The organism is Sphingomonas pokkalii (assembly GCF_003096275.1).
Taxonomy (GTDB): Bacteria; Pseudomonadota; Alphaproteobacteria; order Sphingomonadales; family Sphingomonadaceae; genus Sphingomonas; species Sphingomonas pokkalii.
The window spans coordinates 2,600,978-2,621,484 of sequence record NZ_QENQ01000001.1; the positions used below are offsets into that span (position 1 = coordinate 2,600,978).

General features: G+C 66.5%; 26 protein-coding genes and 1 pseudogene. 14 read left to right on the top strand and 13 right to left on the bottom strand.

Annotation, left to right across the window (positions count from 1 at the left end; all coding sequences use genetic code 11):
* Positions 1-15: 15 nt before the first annotated feature.
* The 4 genes from DD559_RS11995 to DD559_RS12010 are packed head-to-tail and all read left to right on the top strand — an operon-like array spanning position 16 to position 4,723.
* Complete coding sequence (locus DD559_RS11995; RefSeq protein ID WP_116469384.1) at positions 16-1,497, top strand: efflux transporter outer membrane subunit; 1,482 nt, start codon at positions 16-18, stop codon at positions 1,495-1,497.
* Positions 1,487-2,809, top strand: coding sequence for an efflux RND transporter periplasmic adaptor subunit (locus tag DD559_RS12000; protein WP_116469385.1), 1,323 nt, complete (start codon positions 1,487-1,489; stop codon positions 2,807-2,809). Before DD559_RS11995 ends, DD559_RS12000 begins: the two co-directional genes overlap by 11 nt.
* Positions 2,809-3,519 carry an ABC transporter ATP-binding protein gene (locus DD559_RS12005; RefSeq protein WP_116469386.1) on the top strand — a complete coding sequence of 237 codons (711 nt, stop codon included), beginning with the start codon at positions 2,809-2,811 and terminating at the stop codon, positions 3,517-3,519. The genes DD559_RS12000 and DD559_RS12005 overlap by 1 nt, the downstream gene beginning before the upstream one ends.
* 4 nt (positions 3,520-3,523) lie before the next feature.
* Positions 3,524-4,723: an ABC transporter permease gene (locus DD559_RS12010; protein WP_116469387.1), complete on the top strand. Its 1,200-nt coding sequence runs from the start codon at positions 3,524-3,526 to the stop codon at positions 4,721-4,723.
* Here DD559_RS12010 and DD559_RS12015 read toward each other — a convergent pair.
* Positions 4,692-5,306 carry a nucleotidyltransferase family protein gene (locus tag DD559_RS12015; RefSeq protein WP_116469388.1) on the bottom strand — a complete coding sequence of 205 codons (615 nt, stop codon included), beginning with the start codon at positions 5,304-5,306 and terminating at the stop codon, positions 4,692-4,694. The two genes, DD559_RS12010 and DD559_RS12015, sit on opposite strands and share 32 nt — an antisense overlap.
* Positions 5,293-6,204 (bottom strand): XdhC family protein, encoded by a 912-nt coding sequence (locus tag DD559_RS12020; protein WP_116469389.1) that lies wholly within the window; start codon positions 6,202-6,204, stop codon positions 5,293-5,295. The genes DD559_RS12015 and DD559_RS12020 overlap by 14 nt, the downstream gene beginning before the upstream one ends.
* A gap of 123 nt (positions 6,205-6,327) precedes the next feature.
* Between DD559_RS12020 and DD559_RS12025 the strand changes: the two genes are divergently transcribed.
* Both DD559_RS12025 and DD559_RS12030 read left to right on the top strand, forming a co-directional pair.
* The gene (locus DD559_RS12025) at positions 6,328-7,329 is read left to right on the top strand and encodes a glycerophosphodiester phosphodiesterase (RefSeq protein ID WP_240610227.1); all 1,002 of its coding nucleotides are present in this window, start codon (positions 6,328-6,330) and stop codon (positions 7,327-7,329) included.
* A gap of 12 nt (positions 7,330-7,341) precedes the next feature.
* Positions 7,342-7,590 (top strand): hypothetical protein, encoded by a 249-nt coding sequence (locus DD559_RS12030; protein WP_116469391.1) that lies wholly within the window; start codon positions 7,342-7,344, stop codon positions 7,588-7,590.
* A 200-nt stretch (positions 7,591-7,790) separates the two neighbouring features.
* Here DD559_RS12030 and DD559_RS12035 read toward each other — a convergent pair whose 3' ends face one another.
* Positions 7,791-8,123 carry a hypothetical protein gene (locus DD559_RS12035; protein ID WP_240610228.1) on the bottom strand — a complete coding sequence of 111 codons (333 nt, stop codon included), beginning with the start codon at positions 8,121-8,123 and terminating at the stop codon, positions 7,791-7,793.
* A gap of 171 nt (positions 8,124-8,294) precedes the next feature.
* On the opposite strand from DD559_RS12035, the gene phhA reads away from it, so the two are divergent.
* Positions 8,295-9,161: a phenylalanine 4-monooxygenase gene (gene phhA, locus DD559_RS12040; protein WP_116469393.1), complete on the top strand. Its 867-nt coding sequence runs from the start codon at positions 8,295-8,297 to the stop codon at positions 9,159-9,161.
* 9 nt (positions 9,162-9,170) lie between these two features.
* On the opposite strand, the gene DD559_RS12045 is transcribed toward phhA, so the two are convergent.
* The 3 genes and pseudogenes from DD559_RS12045 to DD559_RS12055 form a co-directional block, all read right to left on the bottom strand.
* Positions 9,171-10,112, bottom strand: coding sequence for a 50S ribosomal protein L11 methyltransferase (locus DD559_RS12045; protein ID WP_116469394.1), 942 nt, complete (start codon positions 10,110-10,112; stop codon positions 9,171-9,173).
* Positions 10,102-10,806, bottom strand: a complete 705-nt coding sequence (locus DD559_RS12050; RefSeq protein WP_116469395.1) for an SDR family NAD(P)-dependent oxidoreductase — start codon at positions 10,804-10,806, stop codon at positions 10,102-10,104. The genes DD559_RS12045 and DD559_RS12050 overlap by 11 nt, the downstream gene beginning before the upstream one ends.
* A 445-nt stretch (positions 10,807-11,251) precedes the next feature.
* A pseudogene (locus tag DD559_RS12055) lies at positions 11,252-11,536 on the bottom strand (methyl-accepting chemotaxis protein); the annotation flags it as partial.
* A gap of 43 nt (positions 11,537-11,579) precedes the next feature.
* Here DD559_RS12055 and DD559_RS12060 point away from each other — a divergent pair.
* On the top strand, positions 11,580-12,251 hold the full coding sequence (locus DD559_RS12060; RefSeq protein WP_438270407.1) for an SOS response-associated peptidase: 672 nt from the start codon (positions 11,580-11,582) through the stop codon (positions 12,249-12,251).
* Here the strand turns inward: DD559_RS12060 and DD559_RS12065 are convergent.
* From DD559_RS12065 to DD559_RS12075, 3 genes are read right to left on the bottom strand one after another with little or no spacing between them, the layout of a single operon-like run.
* Positions 12,248-12,562, bottom strand: a complete 315-nt coding sequence (locus DD559_RS12065; RefSeq protein WP_116469396.1) for a hypothetical protein — start codon at positions 12,560-12,562, stop codon at positions 12,248-12,250. The two genes, DD559_RS12060 and DD559_RS12065, sit on opposite strands and share 4 nt — an antisense overlap.
* Position 12,563: 1 nt before the next feature.
* Positions 12,564-13,022 (bottom strand): hypothetical protein, encoded by a 459-nt coding sequence (locus DD559_RS12070; RefSeq protein WP_116469397.1) that lies wholly within the window; start codon positions 13,020-13,022, stop codon positions 12,564-12,566.
* A 10-nt stretch (positions 13,023-13,032) separates the two neighbouring features.
* A complete protein-coding gene (locus DD559_RS12075; protein WP_116470878.1) occupies positions 13,033-13,233 on the bottom strand; it encodes a hypothetical protein in 201 nt (66 codons plus the stop codon).
* Between the two features lie 311 nt (positions 13,234-13,544).
* On the opposite strand from DD559_RS12075, the gene DD559_RS12080 reads away from it, so the two are divergent.
* Positions 13,545-13,760, top strand: a complete 216-nt coding sequence (locus tag DD559_RS12080; RefSeq protein WP_116469398.1) for a helix-turn-helix transcriptional regulator — start codon at positions 13,545-13,547, stop codon at positions 13,758-13,760.
* Positions 13,761-13,798: 38 nt separating this feature from the next.
* Here the strand turns inward: DD559_RS12080 and DD559_RS12085 are convergent.
* The 3 genes from DD559_RS12085 to DD559_RS12095 form a co-directional block, all read right to left on the bottom strand.
* Positions 13,799-14,559, bottom strand: a protein-coding gene (locus DD559_RS12085; protein ID WP_116469399.1) for an IS5 family transposase whose coding sequence is annotated in 2 segments (ribosomal slippage) — positions 13,799-14,241 and positions 14,241-14,559 — 762 coding nt in all. Because the reading frame shifts where the segments join, the coding sequence is not laid out codon by codon here.
* A gap of 241 nt (positions 14,560-14,800) precedes the next feature.
* Complete coding sequence (locus DD559_RS12090; RefSeq protein WP_116469400.1) at positions 14,801-15,268, bottom strand: DoxX family protein; 468 nt, start codon at positions 15,266-15,268, stop codon at positions 14,801-14,803.
* A gap of 55 nt (positions 15,269-15,323) precedes the next feature.
* Complete coding sequence (locus DD559_RS12095) at positions 15,324-15,584, bottom strand: BufA1 family periplasmic bufferin-type metallophore (RefSeq protein ID WP_116469401.1); 261 nt, start codon at positions 15,582-15,584, stop codon at positions 15,324-15,326.
* 221 nt (positions 15,585-15,805) lie between these two features.
* Here DD559_RS12095 and DD559_RS12100 point away from each other — a divergent pair, with 221 nt between their 5' ends.
* The 5 genes from DD559_RS12100 to DD559_RS12120 all read left to right on the top strand — a co-directional run bounded on the left by DD559_RS12100 (position 15,806) and on the right by DD559_RS12120 (position 18,955).
* Positions 15,806-16,339, top strand: a complete 534-nt coding sequence (locus DD559_RS12100) for a sigma-70 family RNA polymerase sigma factor (protein WP_116469402.1) — start codon at positions 15,806-15,808, stop codon at positions 16,337-16,339.
* The gene (locus tag DD559_RS12105) at positions 16,336-17,001 is read left to right on the top strand and encodes a DUF1109 domain-containing protein (RefSeq protein ID WP_240610229.1); all 666 of its coding nucleotides are present in this window, start codon (positions 16,336-16,338) and stop codon (positions 16,999-17,001) included. The genes DD559_RS12100 and DD559_RS12105 overlap by 4 nt, the downstream gene beginning before the upstream one ends.
* Positions 17,002-17,075: 74 nt before the next feature.
* A complete protein-coding gene (gene bufA2, locus DD559_RS12110; RefSeq protein WP_116469404.1) occupies positions 17,076-17,336 on the top strand; it encodes a BufA2 family periplasmic bufferin-type metallophore in 261 nt (86 codons plus the stop codon).
* Positions 17,337-17,390: 54 nt separating this feature from the next.
* Entirely contained in the window at positions 17,391-18,218 is an 828-nt protein-coding gene (gene bufB, locus DD559_RS12115; RefSeq protein WP_116469405.1) for an MNIO family bufferin maturase, read from the top strand.
* Positions 18,215-18,955, top strand: a complete 741-nt coding sequence (locus tag DD559_RS12120; protein ID WP_116469406.1) for an HvfC/BufC N-terminal domain-containing protein — start codon at positions 18,215-18,217, stop codon at positions 18,953-18,955. Before bufB ends, DD559_RS12120 begins: the two co-directional genes overlap by 4 nt.
* Positions 18,956-19,546: 591 nt before the next feature.
* On the opposite strand, the gene DD559_RS12125 is transcribed toward DD559_RS12120, so the two are convergent.
* The gene (locus tag DD559_RS12125; RefSeq protein WP_116470879.1) at positions 19,547-20,506 is read right to left on the bottom strand and encodes a fumarylacetoacetate hydrolase family protein; all 960 of its coding nucleotides are present in this window, start codon (positions 20,504-20,506) and stop codon (positions 19,547-19,549) included.
* Position 20,507: the final 1 nt, after the last annotated feature.

The window sequence follows — 20,507 nt, forward strand, 5'->3', positions numbered from 1 at the left end:
GCCATATAAGACGCTATGGCACGACCTGCGATTGCTCTGTTGCTCTGTGCGGCGCTGCCGCTGGCAGCCTGTTCAACCGGTTCCGCCCATCCGCAGCAGACGACCGCAGCGATCGATCTTCCAGATCGCTTCTCAGTCGATCCACAGCAGAAAGCGCGCGAAGACTTGTCCCGCTGGTGGGACCGGTTCGACGATCCGATGCTGGGCAAGCTGATCGGCCAGGCGCAGACCGCCAACCTCGACATCGCCCAGGCGGTGATCCGGCTGCGTCAGGCGCGTGAGTCCTTGGTCCAGTCGCGTTCGTCGTTGTTGCCCACGGTCAACGGTTCGGCCGGCTATTCGCGCAACGAGCCGCTGCGGGGCGGCAGCATCACGACGCAGCTGCCGGATGGCACCATCGGTTCCTTCTCGCAGGGCGGCAGCAGCAATTTTTCGCTTGGGCTCGACGCCAGCTATCAGGTCGATTTGTTCGGCGGTGTCCGCAGCGGCATCCGCAACGCACGGTCCACCTATGAGTCGACGGTGTTCAATCGCGCGGCCGTGTTGTTGTCGGTCGAATCCGAAACCGCGCGCAACTATGTGCTGGCGCGGCTTTCCCAGGCCCAGCTTGCCAATGCGCGCGAGAGCCTCGCCATCCAGGATGAGAATCTGAGCATCGCCCGGTGGCGCGTGCAGGCAGGCCTCGTCTCCTCGCTCGATTCCGAACAGGCTCGCGCCCAGCGCGCGCAAACCGCCGCGACCATTCCGCAGCTGGAAAGCAACTATGCCGCCAATGTTGCGCGGCTCGGCGTACTGACCGGCCAGGCCCCCGGCGCGCTGCGCGGAGCAATGGAGGCGCCGAAGCCGATCCCGCGCGGGCCCTTGAACGTCGCCGCCGGCATCCCCGCCGATGCGCTGCGCCAGCGGCCGGACGTGCGGGCCGCTGAACGCAGCCTTGCGGCAGCCACCGCACAGATCGGCATTTCCCGCGCCCAGCTTTTCCCCGCCCTGTCGCTCGGCGGCAGCATCAGTTCGGGCAGCGGCTCGGTCCGCTCGCTGTTCGACCTCATCACCGGCCGCGCCTTCGCCAATGTCGCGCAGAGGATCTTCGATTCCGGCCGGTTGCGCAGCCAGGTCCGCTCGGCCCGCGCCGGAGCCGATGGCGCCTTCTATGCCTATAAGTCCAGCGTGCTGAAGGCGCTGGAGGAAATCGAGAATGCGATCGTCGCGCTGCAGGCATCCCGCTTCCGCGAATCCGAATTCCGCACCGCGCTGGAGGCCGCCAACAACCAGGCGCTGCTCGCAAGGATGCGCTACCGCTCCGGCCTTACCGATTTCACCACCCTCAACCAGGCCGAAAGCGCGCTGCTTTCGGCCAAGAACGGTCTGGCCCAGGCCGAATCCGAACAGGCGACCGCGCTGATCCAACTCTATGTCGCGCTTGGTGGCGGCTGGGACGAAGCCGCGCCTATCCCGCCCCTTCCTCCAACGACAGGCAGCGCCACCGATGGCCAGTGAACCTCAGGACCTCAACGCCTTTCTAGGCACGAAACGGCGCCCCTGGTGGCGGCGGAACCTGCGCTGGATCGTCATCGCGCTGGTCGTGGTGGTGCTGGGCCTGCTCGTCTCGCGCTGCTTCGCGCCCAAGCCGCCGCCCAGCTACATCACGATGCCGGCAGAGAAGGGCGCACTTGCGGTAACAGTCTCCGCGACCGGCCGGCTCGCGCCGATCCGGCAGGTGACGGTCGGCTCCGAAATCTCCGGTCTCGTCCTCAAGGTGCTCGTCGACGTCAACGACCAGGTGACCGAAGGCCAGCCGATCGCGATCATCGACCCAGCCCGGCTGGACGACGCGATCACCCAGAGCCGCGCGACGCTCGCCGCCAACCAGGCGGCGGTGGCACAGACCCGCGCGACGCTCGACGAGGCGACTGCGCAACTCCGCCGCATGGAGGAAGTCAGTCGCCTCTCGGGAGGCAAGGTGCCGGCGCAGACCGAACTGGATACCGCCCGCGCCGCCGTGGCCCGCGCCCGCGCCAATCTGCGCTCGGCGGAAGCGAACGTGGTCTCCGCCCAGGCATCGCTTTCCTCGAACCAGACGCAGCGCACCCGCTCGATCATCCGCTCGCCGGTGAACGGCGTGGTCCTCGCTCGCCAGGTCGATGCCGGCCAGACCGTCGCCGCCTCGTTCAATACCCCCACCATGTTCGTGATCGCGCAGGACCTGACGCACATGAAGCTGGAAGTGGCGATCGACGAGGCCGATGTCGGCGCAGTCAAGGTCGGCCTGCCGGCAAGCTTCACCGTGGACGCCTTCCCCGGCCGCACTTTCCCGGCGCAGATCACCCGCGTCGACCTCGGGTCGAATCTCACCGCATCGACCGCCTCGACCAGCGCGTCGACCACCACCACCACCGCAAACCAGGTCGTATCCTATGCGGCGATCCTGTCGGTCGCCAATCCAGACATGACGCTGCGCCCCGGCATGACCGCCACCGCGACGATCGGCGTCGAGAAGCTCGACAACGCACTGCTCATCCCCAACGGCGCACTGCGTTTCACCCCCGAAGCAAGCGGGGCCAAGCCCGGTGCGAGCATTCAGTTCGGCCCCCGCCGGCAGGATCAGCAGAAGGCGATTGGCCGGGGGAGTAAGCAGATCGTCTACATCGTTGGCAAGGACGGCAAGCCGGAGCAGGTGGAGGTCGTCACCGGCCCCAGCGACGGCAGCCGCACCGCCGTCACCAGTGCCAAGCTCAAGCCCGGCATGAAGCTGATCGTCGGCGTGCAGGCGAACGGCCCGGCCAAGCCCGCCAAGGACGATCAGGACTGATGGTCGAGCCGCTGATCCAGCTGGAGGGCATCACCAAGACGTTCGGCGAAGGGCCGACCGCGTTCCAGGCGCTGAAGGGCGTCGACCTCGCGATCGAGGCCGGTGCGTTCCTGGCGGTGATGGGGGCATCGGGATCGGGCAAGTCGACGACGATGAACATCCTCGGCTGCCTCGATGTGCCCACCGGCGGCAGCTACCGGTTCCGCGGCGTGCATGTCGAGCAGCTGGACCGCGACCAGCGCGCCTATCTGCGCCGCCGCTATCTCGGCTTCGTGTTCCAGGGCTTCAACCTGCTCGCCCGCACCACCGCGCTGGAGAATGTCGAGCTGCCGCTGCTCTATCGCGGCGAGCACCGCAAGGCGCGGCGGGCAGCGGCGATGGCGGCACTGGAACAGGTGGGGCTCGATCGCTGGGCGGACCACACGCCCGCCGAACTCTCCGGCGGCCAGCAGCAGCGCGTCGCCATCGCCCGCGCGATCGTGACCCAGCCCGACGTGCTGCTGGCCGACGAACCGACCGGCAACCTCGACAGCGAACGCTCGGTGGAGATCATGAAGCTGCTCCAGCGCCTGAACGCCGATCTGGGCATCACCGTGCTGATGGTCACCCACGAGCCGGACATGGCGGCCTTCGCCAAGACGATCGTGCATTTCAAGGACGGGCTGGTGGAACGCACCGAGATCGCCGCCGGCGCGGGCGCAGGAGCCTGAGCCGATGTTGTTCACCACCCTGCTCCTGTCGCTCCGCGAAATCCGCCGGCACCTGCTGCGTTCGTTCCTGACGACGCTGGGCATCATCATCGGCGTGGCCGCGGTCATCACCATGGTGACGCTGGGCAATGGCGTCTCGGTCTCGGTGCAGCAGTCGATCAGTTCGCTCGGCAACAACACGCTGACGGTGTTCCCTAGTGGCGGCCGGCGCGGGGGCGGGAACGCCCCGCCCCAGTTCGAGAATGCGGATATCCTGGCGATCCGCCAGCAGGTGAGCGGCGTCGGCGCGGTCGCGCCCCAAGCCTCCGCGTCGGCGCTGGCGGTGCGCAACGCGCAGAACTGGCAGGCCTCGGTCACCGGCTCCAGCAACGACTATTTCGATGCGCAGAATCTGGAATTCGCTGGCGGCAGGCGCTTCACGGACGCGGAACAGACCGCCGGCAAATCGGTGTGCGTGATCGGTGACACGATCCGCGCCAACCTGTTCGCCAACGACGATCCGGTCGGCCAACGCTTCCGCCTCGGCACGGTCAGCTGCGAAGTGATCGGCGTTCTGAAGAAGCGCGACAATGCCGGCTTCAGCGACCCGAACTCCACCGTGGTGTTGCCGCTGAAGACGGTGCAGCGTCGCTTCGTCGGCAATCAGAATGTGCTGGCGATTCAAGTCGCGGTAGCGCCGGGCTATGATACGGCAGTCGTCAAGCAGTCGCTGACCGCCCTGCTGCGCGAGCGTCGCCACCTTACCCCAGACCAGCCCAACAATTTCGACATTTTCGACAGCGCGGAGTTCGCTGCCACCATCCAGAACCAGATGGCGCAGATGACGACCTTCGTCGCCGCCATCGCAGCGGTGAGCCTGCTCGTCGGCGGTATCGGCATCATGAACATCATGCTGGTGTCGGTAACCGAGCGCACCCGCGAGATCGGCATCCGTCTCGCCATCGGGGCACTGGGCAAGGAAGTGCTGCTGCAATTCCTGGTCGAGGCGGTGGCGCTGTCGTGCCTGGGCGGCATGATCGGGATGGTACTCGCCTTCTTCGCCTCCTGGGGCCTGGCGACGCTGGCCACCCTGCCCTTCCAGTTCGACCTGTCGATCAACCTGATCAGCTTCGGCATCTCCGCGCTGATCGGCATCGTGTTCGGCTTCTTCCCGGCCCGGCGCGCCGCCGCGCTCAACCCGATCGACGCCTTGCGGCACGAATAGCCGCGGCGGCCTCGCGCGCGCGCAGGGCGGCGAGGTCTTCGCGCGTGTCGATGTCTACCAGTTCCTCGGGACGGGTGATGACATGGTGGCCGCGCAGGATCAGCGTGCGCGCGCCGGCATCGCCGTCCAGCCCGCGCAATGCGGCGAAATGGTCGCGACCGATCAGCGCCGGCGGCATCGGCTGCACCCCGTCGCTGGAGGCGACCAGTGTCGCGCCATTGTCCGAGGCGTCGAACAGCCGGTAGCAATGCGCGGCGGTGACGCGCGGCATGTCCGCCAACGCGATCAGCACCGCCGCGGCACCCGCCGCTTCCGCCGCCTCGACGCCGTAGCGCACCGATCGTGCCTGGCCGAGCGCCGGATCGGGGTTTTCCACCACTTGGAATCCGCGCGCGGAGAAATCGAGCACGGTGTCCCACACGATCGCAATCCGCGCGAGAAACGGCACCTTCTCCAGCGCCGTCACGACATGGAAGGCAAGCGGCTGACCGAGATAGTCCTCGGTCAGCTTGTCGCCGTCGGCAAAGCGTTCGGAGCGGCCGGCGGCGAGCAGCACGAGTGCAGTTTTTTCAGGTGTGAGCATGAAAGGTTTTCACCATGGCGGCGGCGATGGAAAGCGCGATCTCCGAGGGACCGATCGCGCCGATCGAAAGCCCCGCCGGCCCTTCGATCCGCGCGAGATCCTGCGCTGAGACGCCCGCGGCGCCAAGTCGTTCCAGCCGCGCCGCATGGCTCCGCCGCGAACCCAGCGCGGCGACATAGCCCGTCGGGTGGGCGAGCGTGGCAATCAGCGCGGCATCGTCGATCTTGGGGTCGTGGCTCAGCGTCACCACCGCGGTCGCCGGATCGGGCTTTAGCGCGGTCACCGCCTCGTCCGGCCAGCGATCGTCGAGCGTTACGCCGGGGAAACGCTCCTCGGTCAGGAAGCGTCCGCGCGGATCGATCACCGTCGTCGCGATGCCCAGCTCGCGGGCGAGCCCGGCCAGCGCCTGCGCGATCTGCACCGCGCCGACGATCAGCAGTCGCCGCGGCGGATCATAGCGATTGACGAAACCGGCGCCGCCGATCGCGCTCTGCCCGGTGGCGAGATCGGTGCCGACTTCGATCGGACGACCCTCGCCGCGCGCCGCACGAATCGCGTCGAACAGTTCGGGCGGGAAGCCATGGGGGGCGACCGGCTGCACCAGTACCGCGATCTGCCCGCCGCACGGCAGGCCCACTTCCCAGGCGGCGGCATCGGCGACGCCATAGTCCTTCACGACCGCGGGCGCGCCGGCGATCACCTCGGCGGCGGTCTGCAGGATATCGGTTTCGACACAGCCGCCGGAGACCGATCCCTCGAACCGGCCATCCGCATGGACCAGCAGATGGCTGCCGCGCGGGCGCGGTGCCGAACCCCAGGTCGTCACCACGGTGGCCAGCGCCATCCTGGCACCGCGCCAGGCTTCGGCGGCTGCCAGCACGCTGTCGTTGTCGGCCATCTGTCGCGCTCCCGTCACATCCGCTGCCTAACCGCCTAGCCGAAGGAGAGTTTCGTGACGAGATGGATGCTATTGGCGGCGGCCCTGCTGGCGCCGGCCACCGCTTTCGGACAGGATCGAACCATGCAGAAGCCCATGCCCCGCATCGTCGTGATCGGCCATCGCGGCGCCAGTGGCGAGCGGCCCGAACATACGCTGCTCTCCTACCAGCGCGCGATCGACCTCGGCGCGGATTTCATCGAACCCGATCTTGTCCCCACCAAGGACGGCGAACTCGTCGCCCGGCACGAGAACGCCATCACCGACACCACCGACGTGGCGGCGCATCCCGAGTTCGCGGATCGCAAGACCACGAAGACGATCGACGGCCAGACGATCACCGGCTGGTTCACCGAGGACTTCACCCTCGCCGAGCTCAAGACGCTCCGCGCCAAGGAGCGGCTGCCCAAGCTCCGCCCCGGCAACACCGCCTATGACGGCCAGGCGACCATCCCCACGCTCGACGAAATCATCGCGCTGGCGAAGAAGGAATCGGCGCGGCTGCACCGGGTGATCGGCATCTATCCCGAGACCAAGCACCCCAGCTATTTCGCGTCGATCGGCCTGCCGCTGGAAGGCCGCCTCGTCGCCAAGCTCAAGGCCGCCGGCTGGGACCGCGCCGATGCGCCGGTGTTCATCCAGTCGTTCGAGGTGAACAACCTCAAGCAGCTCCACGCCATGACCAAGGTGCCGCTGATCCAGCTGATGGCCGGCAGCCAGGGGCCGGCGGACCATGCCTATGCAAGCTATCGGGAAATGGCCACGCCGGAGGGCCTGAAGGCGATCGCAGCCTATGCCACCGGCATCGGCCCGGAACTGACCCAGATCATCGCGACCGACGGCACCCCCTCGACGCTGGTCGCCGATGCCCATGCGGTGGGGCTGAAGCTCCACCCCTGGACCTTCCGGGCCGAGAATTACTTCCTGATGCCCGCCTATCGCACCGGTACTGATCCGGCTACGCATGGCCGGCTGGCAGAGGAGATCGATACCTTCCTGAAGGCGGGGATCGACGGCTTCTTCACCGATTTCCCTTCCATCGGCGTGCCGGCTCGGGATAGTTTCCTGAAAACCAACGGCAACTAAGGCTCAATCTTCATGCGCATCCTCCCCGTCCTGATGGTTCTGCCGCTGCTGAGCGGAGGATGCGTGGTGAAGACCGCGGCCAATATCGTTACCCTGCCGGTGAAAGCCGCCGGCCAGGCCGCCGATTGGGCGACGACCAGCCAGGACGAATCCGATCGGAACTACGGCCGGAAGATGCGAGAGAAGGAAGAGCGGGAAGGCCGGGAGCAGCGGAAACGCGAAAAGGAATGCCGCAAGCACCCGGAACGCTGCGGAAACTGACCATCGCCCCGCGCGGACGCAGAAAGGGGCGCCCGCCTGCTGCGAACGCCCCTCCGGGTCCGGCTGCCTGCGTGGGAACAGCCTGACCCGATGCCGAACCGCCTAGAGCGTTTTCACCTTGGGCGAAGACGCTCTAAGTTGTTGATTGCCGCATTTTCCGAGCCGTTGACCGTAAACGGTCAACTTGAAAATGCTCTAGGTTACATGCCGTTGTGCAGGTTCGTATCCGGATCGTGCTTGCGCATGTCTTCGGCCTTGGCCTTGCCTTCCTCGCGCACCGCTTCCGCCTTGTTTTCCAAGGCATCCTCGGCAGCCGGGGTAACGGCGTTGCTGGCCGCGGCATCGTAGCTGTCGGCAACATTCTCGGCATTCGCCTCGATATTGTCGGCAGCCTGTTCGCGCGGCGTATTGTTGCAAGCGGAAAGTGCGATCAAACCGGCCGCAGCGCTCAGCACGAGCATCTTGTTCTTCATCATCTTTCGCCCTGTCGTTGATACAATCGGAAAAGCGTGCGCTTTATCGATGTCGTGCAATCGATCAGCGCGGCGTTGGTTCCAGCGCCTCGACACGCGCTTCTTCGAAACGCGCCGAACCGTTGGCACGACTATTCAGAAAAGCCGTGCGAAATGCAGGGCATTCTAGCGTGAGATGACGGCGACGCACTGGTCGTTTCGCGGCCCCGCCCGCGATGCTATGGCGTCGCCATGAAGAAGGAAACACATGTGCTGGATCGCCCCCCCGAAGGCGCCGCACCGGACTGGACGATTCCGCAAGGCTGGAACGCCTACACGCCCGAGGAACATGCGACCTGGGACACGCTGTTCGCGCGGCAGGCAAAGCTGCTGCCAGGACGCGCCTCCGCCGCCTATCTGAAGGGCCTGGAGGCGCTGCGCCTGTCCGAATACGGTATTCCCGATTTCGAGGAACTGTCCGATCGGCTGATGCGGCTGACCGGATGGCGCGTGGTCGCGGTGCCAGGCTTGGTACCGGACGACGTGTTCTTCGATCACATGGCCAATCGCCGCTTCGTCGCCGGCAATTTCATCCGCCGCCCCGATCAGCTCGATTACATCCAGGAACCCGACGTGTTCCATGATGTCTTCGGCCATGTCCCCATGCTCGCCGATCCGGTGTTCGCCGATTATCTCGAAGCCTATGGCCGCGGGGGTATGCGCGCGCTGGAACTGGGTGCGCTCAAGCAGCTCGGGCGGCTCTATTGGTACACGGTGGAGTTCGGCCTGATCGAGGAGGCCGAAGGCCTGCGCATCTATGGCTCCGGCATCGTCTCCAGCTCGGCGGAGAGCGTGTTCGCGCTGGACAGCGACAGCCCCAACCGCATCGGCTTCGACATGAAGCGCGTGATGCGCACCGACTATCGGATCGACGATTTCCAGCAGAACTACTTCGTCATTCCCAGCTTCGAGGAATTGCTGCGCCAGACGGTGGAGACCGATTTCGCGCCGCTCTATGCCGAAATCCTGCCGCAACCCGATATACCGATCGCCGCGATCCTGCCCGAGGACCGCGTGATCACGCGCGGGACCCAGGCCCATGCCAACGGCAAGGCCTGAGCCGCCGGGTCAGATATCGAGCGCCCAGCCGTCGCGGCCCTTGGGATCGGGCGGCGTGACGGGGACATAGCGGGTCGCCCCGGCGGCCAGCCGCAGGATCGTCCAGTCGCCGCGGCGGTCCACCGCCTCCAGCGTGCAGCCGCACGCCTCGAACGCGGTGACCACCGCCGCACGCTGCGTCTCCAGCAGCCCGGCAAGCACGATCGTGGCGTTCGGCCCGGCGATCGCGGCCAGCTCCGGCGCCATCGATACCAGCGGCCCGGCAAGGATGTTCGCGATCACCAGATCATAGGGCGCGCGCGCCGTGATCGCATCGGACAGGGCGCCATCGGCCACGATCAGCTCGACGCCGGCAATGCCGTTCGCCACCGCATTTTCGCGCGTCACGTCGATGGCGGCGGGATCGATATCGGTCGCCATGATCGCCGCGTCGGGCCACAGATGGGCACCGGCAAATGCCAGCAGGCCGGTGCCGGTGCCGACATCGATGATGTTGCCGAACCGCTTGCCCGCCAGCCCGTCGAGCATCGCCAGACAGCCCGAGGTGGTGGCGTGGTGCCCGGTGCCGAACGCGCGGCCCGCGTCGATCAGGAAGGCGCGCCCACCAGCCGGTGCCTCGATCGGATGCGCGCTGGTATGGACGACGAACCGGCCCTCGCGGATCGGCTCCAGCCCTTCCTGGCTCAGCGTCACCCAATCCTGCGCGGTCAGTGCCTCCACCACCGGCTCGGCGCCCGCCGCGCTCGGCACCAGCGCCTTCAGCGCCGCAAGCATCGCCGCATCGGGCTCGGCTTCCAGATAGGCATCGAGCCGCCAATGCTCGACATCGTCCTCCACCGTCTCGGTGGTCATCAGCACCGCGTCGATCTCGATCATCGCGGCGTCGATCGCCTCGGCTTCGGCACGGGTGCAGGGAAGGCTTACCTTCCAGCTGTCGATCTCAGCGGACATAGCTTGCTCCATTGGCATCCAGAACGGCGCCGGTCATCGAGGCGGGGGCCTCGAGCGCACAGAATTTCGCGATCGCGGCAATCTCTTCGGGCATGGCGACGCGGCCCAGCGGGATATCGGCGAGCAGCTTGTCGCCGCCACGGCTTTCCAGATACTCCTCCGCCATGCCGGTCATGGTGAAACCGGGGCAGATCGCGAAGGCAAGAATGCCCTGCGCGGCGTACCCGCGGGCGATCGACTTGGTCATGCCGATCATACCCGCCTTGGAGGCGGCATAATGCCAGTGCGCCGGGCTGTCGCCGCGATAGGCGGCGCGACTGGCGACATTGACGATCCGCCCGCCGCTCGCCCGATCCTGCCAGTGCCGCACCGCCAGCCGGCACAGCTCGGCCGAGGCGGTGAGGTTCACCCGCATTGTCCGCTCCCAGCTTTCCACCCAATCGCCGTGCGCGGCGTCGAGCGGATTGGCTTCGAAGATACCGGCATTGTTGATCAGCACATCGATCCGGCCGTCGAGCGCGTCGAGCGCCTGCTTCCAGAGCGCCTGCGGGGTGGCGGGATCGGTGAAGTCGGCGGGGATGCCGCTGGCGGTGCCATGGCCGACCAGCGTCACGCGCGCGTCGCCGCCGAGCAGTGCCGCCGTCGCCGCGCCGATACCCCGGCTGCTGCCGGTGAGGAGGATATGCGTGTTCATGGCGCTGCCCTAGCGCGGGCGGGCGGCAGCGTCACCCCGCGCCGATGGCGGCCGGTCGGGGCCGCAGAAATGCGCCGGGTACATCGATCCGACGCCGCACTTTCATGGCACTGGTGCGTTGGCACCACCGCCGCCTTTGCAGGAGTACGCAACACACCCTTCCGAGATTGCGCAGCGAACGACATGGGACGCCTGTAATCCGGGGCACCTTGTTCTGCCCGTCCCGATGATTGCCGACGAGATCCCGTTCGTCCTGTTCGCCGAGCCCGACGCCGGGCCTCGCGTTTCGGCGAAGATGGCTGCCACTATCTGGGATGGTTCGACGCGGATACGCAAAGCGCGGCGAAGAAACGCGCGCGGGCATCAGGTTGAGGCAGCAAGCCATACCGACATAGCCCCAGCGGCGGTTCGAAACACGCTGGCAGACACCCGCGCCATCAACGTTTCAGGTTGCCACCGCGCTTGAAAAGCTCTCCGCCGCGGTGCGAAGCTGGTTCAATCGGTCGTCCACCTCGGTCACGTCCTGTTGCAGCAGGTCGATTTCCTCGGTGACGCTCTTGGTATCCTCGCGGATCGCGCCGATCGTGGCGGACATGGAATCGGCGGCCAGCGCGGTTTCGTCGACGGCCGCGGTGATCGCGGTCACGGTCTGTGCCTGCACCTCCATCGCAGACCGGATGCGGTCGGCGCTTTCCTGCACCTCCGCCACGGTGGTCCGGATCGAGGCATGGCCGGACATCTGATAGCAAACAATCGGGTCAGAAATTCTGCTAGTGTCCTACAAGCGAGGGGCCGTCCACATCTGCAACCTCTACCAGCTTCGGAAGAGTGCGGCCGAAGTCGCCGCGCATTTCGGCGTCGATACCCCGGTGCAGTCCAATGCGGGCGAGGAAGTCTATCCCGGCTATCCCGGCATGGTGGTGCGTGAGGAAGCCGGCACGCGCGTGCTGCAGTCGATGGTCTGGGGCTTCCCGCTCCGGCTCAAGGGAATGAGCCCGACAGCCAAGCCGAAGCCGGTCAACAACATCGCGGATCTCACCAAGCCCATGTGGTCCGGCCTCGCGCGCAAGCGAGAATGGCGCTGCCTCATCCCGCTGACTGGTTTCGCCGAGGCAGAGGGCGCCAAGGGATCGAAGACTCGGACCTGGTTCAGCGTCAAGGAGGCGCCGATCTTCGCTTGGGCGGGACTGTGGCGGGACAGCGCCGAATGGGGTCCGGTCTATTCCGGCGTGATGACCGACTGCAATGAAGCGATCCGCCCGGTGCATGACCGCATGCCGGTGCTGCTCCACCGCGACGACCATGATCGCTGGCTGCACGGCGGCTTCGACGACATCCTCGGCTTCCAGGCGCGCTGCTTCCCCGATGGCCTGATCGTCATGGAACGTACCGACGAGCCCTGGGTCAAGCGCAAGGGCGCTGTCGAACAGGCGGCCCTGTTCTAGGCGCGAAACCGGCTGACCGCCCGCCGCCATTCGACATCGCTCGGGAGCGGCAGGCTGGTGATCGTCGGCGGATCGCGGGTCAGGCTGATCGTCGTGCCTCGCCGCCCGCATCGCGAACATCGGAGGCGAGCCCCCACCTCGGCGAGCAGGCCGGGCCATTGCCTGCGCTCGAACAGCCGCCAGAGCGCCGCGGCGTGGAAGACGCCGATGTGCCCGCACCCCGCACAGGCTGCCCGGACCGAACGGTGGAACGCCGCAGCCTCGAACAGCGTCCGGGGCACCTGCCCGCCGTCAGCGTCATAGCGAGCCATATCAGCCCACCAAGCGCAGGCGCGGCCCAGCCGCAGCAGGCGCAGGGTGCAGGCCGAGCGCCGGCACCTGCGCCCGCGGCACCACCCGGATGAGGGCATCCGGCCATGCCGGGAACATCGCGCGCACCTTGGCGGAGAGCAGCGTCGCCGTCGGTGCATCCATCAGCAGCGTCGCGTCATAGCCACACCACAGCTCGGGCGGAATACGGCCCAGGCGGTACTTGCCGGCGACCACGAGCGCTGCTGGAGGGTGAAGCTCGCGCCGCCCCGCAATGAAGCGCGCCAGGCAAAGCGGTCGCTGCGCCGCCTTCCAGGTCTCGAACTCAGCAGCGGAATTGACTTGGCCCAGGCGATGGCCTTCGACCCTGCCCACATGGATCAGCCATCCGCCATAGGAGAAGGTTTCGAGTTCGATCGGCCAGCGATGCGCCAGCCAGTTGGTCCGTTCGATCGCATCCATCGCGCGGGCGTCAGGCGCGCACCTGTTCGGCGAACAGGGTCGGTTGGACGGCACGATCGTACAGCGCCTGGCGCGCCTGAAGTGCCGCGCCGACCGCCTGACGATAGTGGATGGTCCTGAAGCGCTCGGTCTCGTCGAAGCCGAACGGCGCCCATTCCTCGCTCGGATAGCAGGCGCGCGCAGCAGCGCGCAACTGGAGGTCGTGCTCCATGCCGAAGCTCCCAATGATGTCGAATCGCTGCATCGGCAGCGAGCTGCCAGCTAGAACATAATGGGAACAAAGGGCAAGAACGCAAAGTCTCTGACTTGTGCCATGCAGGCTCAGGTGCGCTGCAACCTCGTCGGCGACACCCGACGGCAGACGGACCGCTCGCACAACCGTCGGCCCCAGTCGATGTACATGCCAGCCTGCACCGAACACTGCCCTTTCAGCCCCAGACGAACCCTTCTGCCGGCAAGCCGTTCGGGTCCATCTTGCGTCGAAACCCTCCACCAACCCCCGAACGATGCGAGGTGATAGCAATGCACTCCAACGCAACGGACCGCATCCTCCGGCTCAAGGCTGTCCTCGCTCTAACAGGCCTCACGCGTTCCACCCTGTACCGGAAGATGGAAGCAGGCACCTTCCCCGCTAGCACGCAGATCAGCACCCGCTGTATCGGCTGGCGCGAGTCTGCTGTTACCTGCTGGATTGATAATCCGATGACATATGAGGCTGCCCCGCCCCCGGAGCGATGAGGTAACGATTGACCGAGTGTGGGACTTAGGCTCAGGACTCATTGAGGCAACCAGAAGATGAGGGTTGCGGCGATGCAGATGGCGGACATGAAGGTGTGTGCGCAGCGATCGTAGCGTGTGTGGATGCGTCGCCAGTCCTTGAGCCGCCCGAACATGATCTCGATCTTGTGACGCTGCCGGTAGAGCGCGGCGTCGTGCGGGATGGCGACTTTGCGGTTGCGCTTCGACGGGATGCAGGCGGTGGTTCCGCGCTCGGCAAGGGCGCGACGGAACCAGTCGGCATCATAGCCCCTGTCCCCGATCAGGTGCCTTGCTCGTGGCAAGGCGTCGATCATGAGGGAAGCGCCTTTGTAGTCGCTCATCTGCCCTTCACTCAGCAGTAGGACGAGCGGCCGGCCGAGGTCGTCGCAGACCGCGTGAAGCTTGGAGTTCAGGCCGCCTTTGATGCGCCCGATACGTCGGGGAAGAGCCCCCCTTTTAAGAGGCTGGCCGCCGTCCGATGCGCCTTCAGGTGGGTGGCGTCGATCATGATCGTATCGGGCTCGCCTGCCTTTGCCGCCAGCTCGGCGAAGATGCGGTTGAAGACCCCCAGTCGGCTCCAGCGGATGAACCGGTTGTAGATCGTCTTGTGCGGTCCATACGCGTTGGGCGCGTCCCGCCACATCAAGCCACCCCGGATCACGTAGATGATCCCCGACACGATACGCCGGTCATCCACCCTCGGGATACCATGCGACAACGGAAAATACGGCTCGATCCGGCGCATCTGCGCCTCGCTCAGCAACCACGGTTCGGACATCGGCAGCGCCTCCTCGACGCCGCCATTGAATCAACACCTTTGAGCTTCACGCAACTAATTTAATAGGTCCTGAGCCTAGCTACCGATCCGCGATGGCATGTCGAACGGTAGCGCTTGTCAGGAGCCGACATCCGACATTTGATAGGGCGGCGGAACAGCCCAAAGCACCAGACCGCCGGCAGCCGCACCGCCTTTCTCAAGTGGGGGTGACCGCAGCGCGATAGTGTGACTTCCGCAAATCCTAGCGATCTATCGTTGACATAGGTCGCACCTCCAGCCCGATAATCCGATCGAGCGACCACGCCCCCGGCCCGGCGGCGATCAGCGGGAGCAGCAGTCCCGCCCAGCTGAGATGCGTCGGCCAGGCATCGGGATAGACGAAGACCTCGATCACCGTTGTCATCCCCAGCAGCGCCAGCGCCGCGGGCCGGGTGAACAGGCCGAGCACGAGCAGAATCGGAAAGAAATGCTCCGAATAGGTCGCGAGATGCGCGGCGAGGACCGGCGGCGCGAACGGAAGCGCATAATCGGTGCGGAACAGCTCATAGGTGGAATCGGTGACCGTCAGCCAGCCTTCCACCTTGGTGCGGCCGGACAGGAAGAAGATGGCGGCGATGCCCAGCCGCGCGACGAGGAGCAGCAGCGACGGCGGCAGCAGGCGCGCGGCAAGATCGCCCGCGAGGGCATAGAGTGTGGCGAAGGATCGCATGGCAAACTCCAGGCGTCGGAGTATGCCCGGCCACACGCGCGGCCGGGCGGAGGCATCAGGCCTTGGGAGTCAGCGACCCGTTGCCCTTCGGAGTCTTGATCGCGGTGCAGGTACCCGCCTTGACCAGCTTCCAGGCATTGCCCTGGTAATTCTTCGTCGAGGTACCGGCGCAGCTGGTGCCCGCGCCCGCCTTGCAGTCGTTCTTGCCGGCGAGCGCCACGCCGTAGCATTTCTCCATCTTGGGCTGCTGGGCATGGGCGGCGGTGACAGCGCCAAGGGCGAGGGTCGCGGCAAGCGCAGCGGACGTCTTGATCATCGAATCACTCCGTTGAAGGGGCCTCTCGCATGGCGGCCTGGGGGGGGCACGGCCGCCGCGCGGTGACCCCGGGGAAGGCGGAGGCGCCGGGTCACCTGTCGCCCTACGATAGGGCAGATGCCGCGGTTACAGATCGGGCCGGGGCGAACGCGCGATTCCCTTTCCGCATCGCTGCTGTAACCTGGGGCCGTTCGCCCACGTACGCCCGACCAGGAGTGGGAATGCGGCACAGCGAAGCAGAGCTACGAGCGTTGATGACGGCGGGACTGGACGGTGATGCCGCTACGCATGCGGCGTTGCTGCGCGCGCTCGTACCGCTGTTGCGCGGCTTCTTTCGTCGACGGATGCGGGGGGATGAGGATATCGAGGATCTGGTGCAGGAAACGCTGATTGCCATTCACACCAAGCGCGGCACCTATGATCGCGATCGTCCGTTCACCGCCTGGCTTTATGCAATTGCACGCTATCGTCTGATCGACCACTTTCGCAGGCGCCGGGTTTCGGTGCCGATCGAGGAGGTTGAGGCGATCCTGTTGACCGAGGGATTTGAGGAAGCGGTGACCGCGCGTGTCGATGTCGAACGTCTGCTTTCGGGCTTGTCCGGCAAACAGGCCCGCGCCATCCGCGACACGCATCTCGAGGGCCTGAGCGTCGCCGAAGCGGCCGAGGGCGCCCGGATCGGCCAGTCCGACGTCAAGATTTCCGTGCATCGCGGGCTCAAGGCGCTCGCGGCCCGATTGCGGGGGCACGAATGATGGCGCGCGAGTCCGACATCGACAGCACCGAGCGGCTGATCGCAGCGCTCTCCGCTGACGTACCACCCATCCCGCCGCGCTTCATCGGCCGCCGCATCGCGCTCGGCATCGCCGGCGGCGGGGTCGTGAGCATCGGGCTGGTCTTCGCGCTGTTCGGGATGCGGCCGGACTTTCCCCAGGCGATGTTCGGCTTTTCTTTCTGGATGAAATGGGCCTACACGCTGTCGCTCGGGCTGGTCGCGGTTGCGGCCACGATGCGACTGGCCCGTCCGGCTGGCGGATCGCTGCGCATGCTGTGGCCGCTGGCGTTGCCGATCCTGCTGCTCGCCGCACTCGCCATCGAGGAAATGATGCGCACGCCGATGCGCGACTGGCTGTCGATGTGGCTGGGCGGCAGCTGGAACAGCTGCCCGTGGCGTGTGCTGCTGCTCGCCGTGCCGATCTTCATCGGCCTGCTCTGGTCGTTCCGCAAGCTGGCGCCGACCAACCTGCGCGCGGCGGGCGCTGCGGCCGGGTTGGCAGCCGGTGCCTGGGCCGCGACGATCTACTGCCTCCATTGCGACGAATATGCCGCCATGTTCGTGCTGACCTGGTACAGTCTGGGCATTTTGCTGGCGACCGGACTGGGGGCCCTACTCGGCCCGCGCGTCCTGCGGTGGTGAGCGTGTAACCAGCCTCGGCGCCAGCCCGTAGATGGAAGGCCGAACCGGCACAATCCATCGAAGGGAACCACTCCATGATCACGCTCCAGACCGGCGCCGGCATCGCCGCCACCGCCGCCCTCGTTGCACTTTCCGGCGTCAGCGTCGCCGCCCCGGGCGCTTCGACGGACAAGGTCGTCCACTGCTACGGCATCAACAGCTGCAAGGGCACGTCGGACTGCAAGTCGGGCAACCATGACTGCAAGGGCCAGAACGAATGCAAGGGCCAAGGCTTCAAGGCGGTTTCCGCCAAGGCCTGCAAGGCGCAGGGCGGCAGCCTGACCGAAAAGAAGTGAAGCGCCCGGCGGCCCGCCCCCCGCCGGGCCGCCGCGTTTTGAAGGAGGAAGAGCATGCCCCACCCGCATCGCTTCGGCCTGGGGCTGCGCAAGCCGCTTTATGCCGATTTCCTGGAGGCCGCGACGCCGGTACCGGTCGACTTCGTCGAAGTCATCTCCGAAAATTTCATGGTCGCCGGTGGCCGCCCGCGGGACATCTTGCGGCGGGTGCGCGAGCGTCATCCGGTGGCGCTGCACGGCGTGTCGATGTCGATCGGCTCGGCGGACGGCGTGGATCGCGACTATCTGCAGCGCCTGCGTACGCTGGTCGATGCGGTCGAGCCGCTGTTCGTCTCGGACCATCTCTGCTGGACGCGGTTCGGCGACTTCCAGTCGCACGACCTGCTCCCATTGCCCTATACCGAGGAAGCACTGCGGACGGTGTGCGACAATGTCGATGCCGCGCAGGAAGCGCTCGGCCGCACGATGCTGATCGAAAACCCGTCGAGCTACATCGCCTTCGACGGCGCGGACATGACCGAATGGGCGTTTCTCGACGCGCTGTGCGCCCGCACCGGCTGCGAACTGCTGCTCGACGTCAACAACATCTTCGTCAGTGCGACCAATCACGGGTTCGATGCGCATGCCTATCTGACCGGCATTCCCGCCGCGCGCGTGCGGCAGATCCACCTTGCCGGGCACAGCCGGGGCGAGACGCTGCTGATCGACACGCATGATCGGTCGGTGCCCGATCCCGTCTGGGCGCTCTATGCCGGAGCCTTGGAGCGTGTCGGGCCGGTCGCGACGATGATCGAGCGCGACGACGCCATTCCACCCCTCGCCGAGCTGCTCGCTGAACTCGATCACGCACGTGCCATTGCCGCGCTCGGGGTGGCGGCATGATGCTGGCAGCCTTCCAGGCGGATTTCGGCCGCTGGCTGCAGGCCGAATGCACGGATGCAGCGACGCGGCTGGGTGGTGGTGCGGGTCTGGACGTCTATCTCAACAATTATCGCAGCCAGCTGGTCGCCGCGCTGGAGAGCGGCTTTCCGCAGCTGCAGCGCTGGCTGGGCGAAGCGGCGTTCCTCGCCGCCGCCGCACGGCATATCGAAGCCTCGCCGCCCTCCGCTTGGACGCTCGACGTCTACGGCGAGGACTTCCCGGCGACCATCGCGGCGCTCTACCCCGAAGATCCTGAATGCGCCGAGCTGGCGCGCATCGAATGGGCGCTGGCGGCAGCGTTCACCACGCCCGACCTTGCCCCCCTCTCCGCGGAATCGCTCGGCGCCGTCGCGTGGGAGACCGCGCGCTTCGCCTTCCTGCCCACCCTCGCCATACTGCCGGTGACCACCAATGCCGCCGCCTTGTGGCAGTCGCTTGTCGACGGCTCCGTTCCGCCTGCCGCCCAGCGCCTGCCCGCCCCCGGTGCCGTGCTGCTCTGGCGCGACGGCTTCAACCCCAGCTTCCGCACGATCGAGCAAGGCGAAGCGGAGGCGATCCTGCAACTGGAAGCGGGCATGCCCTTCGGTGCGCTCTGCGCCGCCCTCGCCGACGAGCATGGCGAAGCGGCCAGCGCCGCCATCGTCGGCGGCTGGCTGGGGGCGTGGTTTCGCGACGGAATCATCGTGGCGGTCCAGTGACCGCAATTTCGATCGGCGGCCGCAGACGCTGGTCGCCTGGGGCGCCAACGATCCGTCCTTCGTCGCCGCCTTTGCCGAGGCCTGAGGGCACGCCTGCCGAGCGCGGAGATACGCCGGCATTTCTCGCTGGGAACGCTCGCCGACGCAATTCGCGGCTTCTTGCCAACTAAGGCCCTTCTTGGAGGCGAGTTGGAAACCCGCCTCCACAAACGTCGCGGACGGCAGGTTTCGGTGCGATCCGCCGTTCGATACACCTCTGGCGAACGCCTTAATCTGGTCGACCGTTACCGAAACCGCGACCGACGTTTCGTGGGACATTTCTGCCGCTCGCCAGCGATGTTTCGAGCGGCGGCTTCTGCGAGAAGCCGACATCCGGCGTTCGCCCGAGATGCCAGCAGAACAGCTTAGGCTGTGCTAGGTGCGGAATGGCAGGTTTCGAAGAAATACCCGAACATAACTGCCATTCGCGCGCCCTAAATGCGAGGTGAGCCTCTGGCGCCAAGCCGAGGAAGCTACCACGCCATGCTGGACGACACCCAAATGGCCGCATAATTTGAACCAAATGGCATCCGGCAAACCCGGGGCGGTTCACTATGCTTCCGCGACGCAGCGGTTGCGCTGGGTACCGAGAGCGGTGATCGTGCCCACCATCCTGTCTCCCGGCTGCAGATAGACACCGAAGGCCGAGCCGTTGCCATAGGGGGAGCCGGTGCAGATCAGGTCCCCCGGCTGCAATTCCACCCGATCGGAAAGATAGGCGATCTGGCGCTCGATCGAGATCAGCATGTCTGCCGTGGTTTCGTCCTGATACAGCTTGCCGTTCACCGCCAGCTGCAGTTGCAGGGCATAGGGATCGGGGATGCACTGCCGCGGCACGATCAGCGGGCCGAACGGCAGGAAGGTCGGAAAGCATTTGCCCGACAGCCAATCGGCACCGATGGCGGAGCCGTCGCGGCGGAAGATATGTTCGCGCGCGGTAACGTCGTTCACCACCGCGAAACCGGCGACATGCTCCATCGCCCGTTCAGGCGGAACATGGCGAGCGCGCCGGCCGATCACCACCCCCAGCTCGAGCTCCCAATCGGGCTTCTCGACGTTCCGCGGCAGGATCACGTCGTCCATCGGCCCGACCACGCAGGACGGCAGCTTGAGGAACGAAAAGGGCAGGCCGTTGGCCCGCTCGTCCATCAGCGCCTCGATCCGGGCCTGGCGCTCGGCGGGACTCTGCGCCTCCTGCTCCGCCGTCCGCATCGACGGGTCGCCCAGGATCAGGCCGACGACGTGCTTCTTGTAATTGGCGCCGGTGCAGAAGATCTGGCGCGGGCGATAGGGCGCCTGCACCGCCAGGTCGTCGAGCGCAGGCGCCCCCACGAACAGATCGGCATCGGCCGCCGCCTGCGTGATTACGGGCAGAACGGCGTCCCACGCGTCGAGCAGCGCCGGCAGAGCGCGCCGCTCGCCGATCCGCGCCAGCGGCACGGCGCGCCCGTCGACCACCAGTGCTGTTTCCGGCGCCGAGTCGAAGCAGATGGTAGCAAGGCCGAAGTTCATG

What these genes read in the sequence shown, in the direction of transcription:
- DD559_RS12010 (WP_116469387.1), top strand. Translation starts at nt 3,524, where the DNA reads ATGTTGTTCACCACCCTGCTCCTGTCGCTCCGCGAAATCCGCCGGCAC.
- DD559_RS12075 (WP_116470878.1), bottom strand. Translation starts at nt 13,233, where the DNA reads ATGGAGCACGACCTCCAGTTGCGCGCTGCTGCGCGCGCCTGCTATCCG.
- phhA (WP_116469393.1), top strand. Translation starts at nt 8,295, where the DNA reads ATGAAGAAGGAAACACATGTGCTGGATCGCCCCCCCGAAGGCGCCGCA.
- bufB (WP_116469405.1), top strand. Translation starts at nt 17,391, where the DNA reads ATGCCCCACCCGCATCGCTTCGGCCTGGGGCTGCGCAAGCCGCTTTAT.
- DD559_RS12080 (WP_116469398.1), top strand. Translation starts at nt 13,545, where the DNA reads ATGCACTCCAACGCAACGGACCGCATCCTCCGGCTCAAGGCTGTCCTC.
- DD559_RS12125 (WP_116470879.1), bottom strand. Translation starts at nt 20,506, where the DNA reads ATGAACTTCGGCCTTGCTACCATCTGCTTCGACTCGGCGCCGGAAACA.
- bufA2 (WP_116469404.1), top strand. Translation starts at nt 17,076, where the DNA reads ATGATCACGCTCCAGACCGGCGCCGGCATCGCCGCCACCGCCGCCCTC.
- DD559_RS12095 (WP_116469401.1), bottom strand. Translation starts at nt 15,584, where the DNA reads ATGATCAAGACGTCCGCTGCGCTTGCCGCGACCCTCGCCCTTGGCGCT.
- DD559_RS12000 (WP_116469385.1), top strand. Translation starts at nt 1,487, where the DNA reads ATGGCCAGTGAACCTCAGGACCTCAACGCCTTTCTAGGCACGAAACGG.
- DD559_RS12100 (WP_116469402.1), top strand. Translation starts at nt 15,806, where the DNA reads ATGCGGCACAGCGAAGCAGAGCTACGAGCGTTGATGACGGCGGGACTG.
- DD559_RS12025 (WP_240610227.1), top strand. Translation starts at nt 6,328, where the DNA reads ATGCAGAAGCCCATGCCCCGCATCGTCGTGATCGGCCATCGCGGCGCC.
- DD559_RS11995 (WP_116469384.1), top strand. Translation starts at nt 16, where the DNA reads ATGGCACGACCTGCGATTGCTCTGTTGCTCTGTGCGGCGCTGCCGCTG.
- DD559_RS12090 (WP_116469400.1), bottom strand. Translation starts at nt 15,268, where the DNA reads ATGCGATCCTTCGCCACACTCTATGCCCTCGCGGGCGATCTTGCCGCG.
- DD559_RS12050 (WP_116469395.1), bottom strand. Translation starts at nt 10,806, where the DNA reads ATGAACACGCATATCCTCCTCACCGGCAGCAGCCGGGGTATCGGCGCG.
- DD559_RS12105 (WP_240610229.1), top strand. Translation starts at nt 16,336, where the DNA reads ATGATGGCGCGCGAGTCCGACATCGACAGCACCGAGCGGCTGATCGCA.
- DD559_RS12070 (WP_116469397.1), bottom strand. Translation starts at nt 13,022, where the DNA reads ATGGATGCGATCGAACGGACCAACTGGCTGGCGCATCGCTGGCCGATC.
- DD559_RS12005 (WP_116469386.1), top strand. Translation starts at nt 2,809, where the DNA reads ATGGTCGAGCCGCTGATCCAGCTGGAGGGCATCACCAAGACGTTCGGC.
- DD559_RS12020 (WP_116469389.1), bottom strand. Translation starts at nt 6,204, where the DNA reads ATGGCCGACAACGACAGCGTGCTGGCAGCCGCCGAAGCCTGGCGCGGT.
- DD559_RS12065 (WP_116469396.1), bottom strand. Translation starts at nt 12,562, where the DNA reads ATGGCTCGCTATGACGCTGACGGCGGGCAGGTGCCCCGGACGCTGTTC.
- DD559_RS12030 (WP_116469391.1), top strand. Translation starts at nt 7,342, where the DNA reads ATGCGCATCCTCCCCGTCCTGATGGTTCTGCCGCTGCTGAGCGGAGGA.
- DD559_RS12045 (WP_116469394.1), bottom strand. Translation starts at nt 10,112, where the DNA reads ATGTCCGCTGAGATCGACAGCTGGAAGGTAAGCCTTCCCTGCACCCGT.
- DD559_RS12120 (WP_116469406.1), top strand. Translation starts at nt 18,215, where the DNA reads ATGATGCTGGCAGCCTTCCAGGCGGATTTCGGCCGCTGGCTGCAGGCC.
- DD559_RS12015 (WP_116469388.1), bottom strand. Translation starts at nt 5,306, where the DNA reads ATGCTCACACCTGAAAAAACTGCACTCGTGCTGCTCGCCGCCGGCCGC.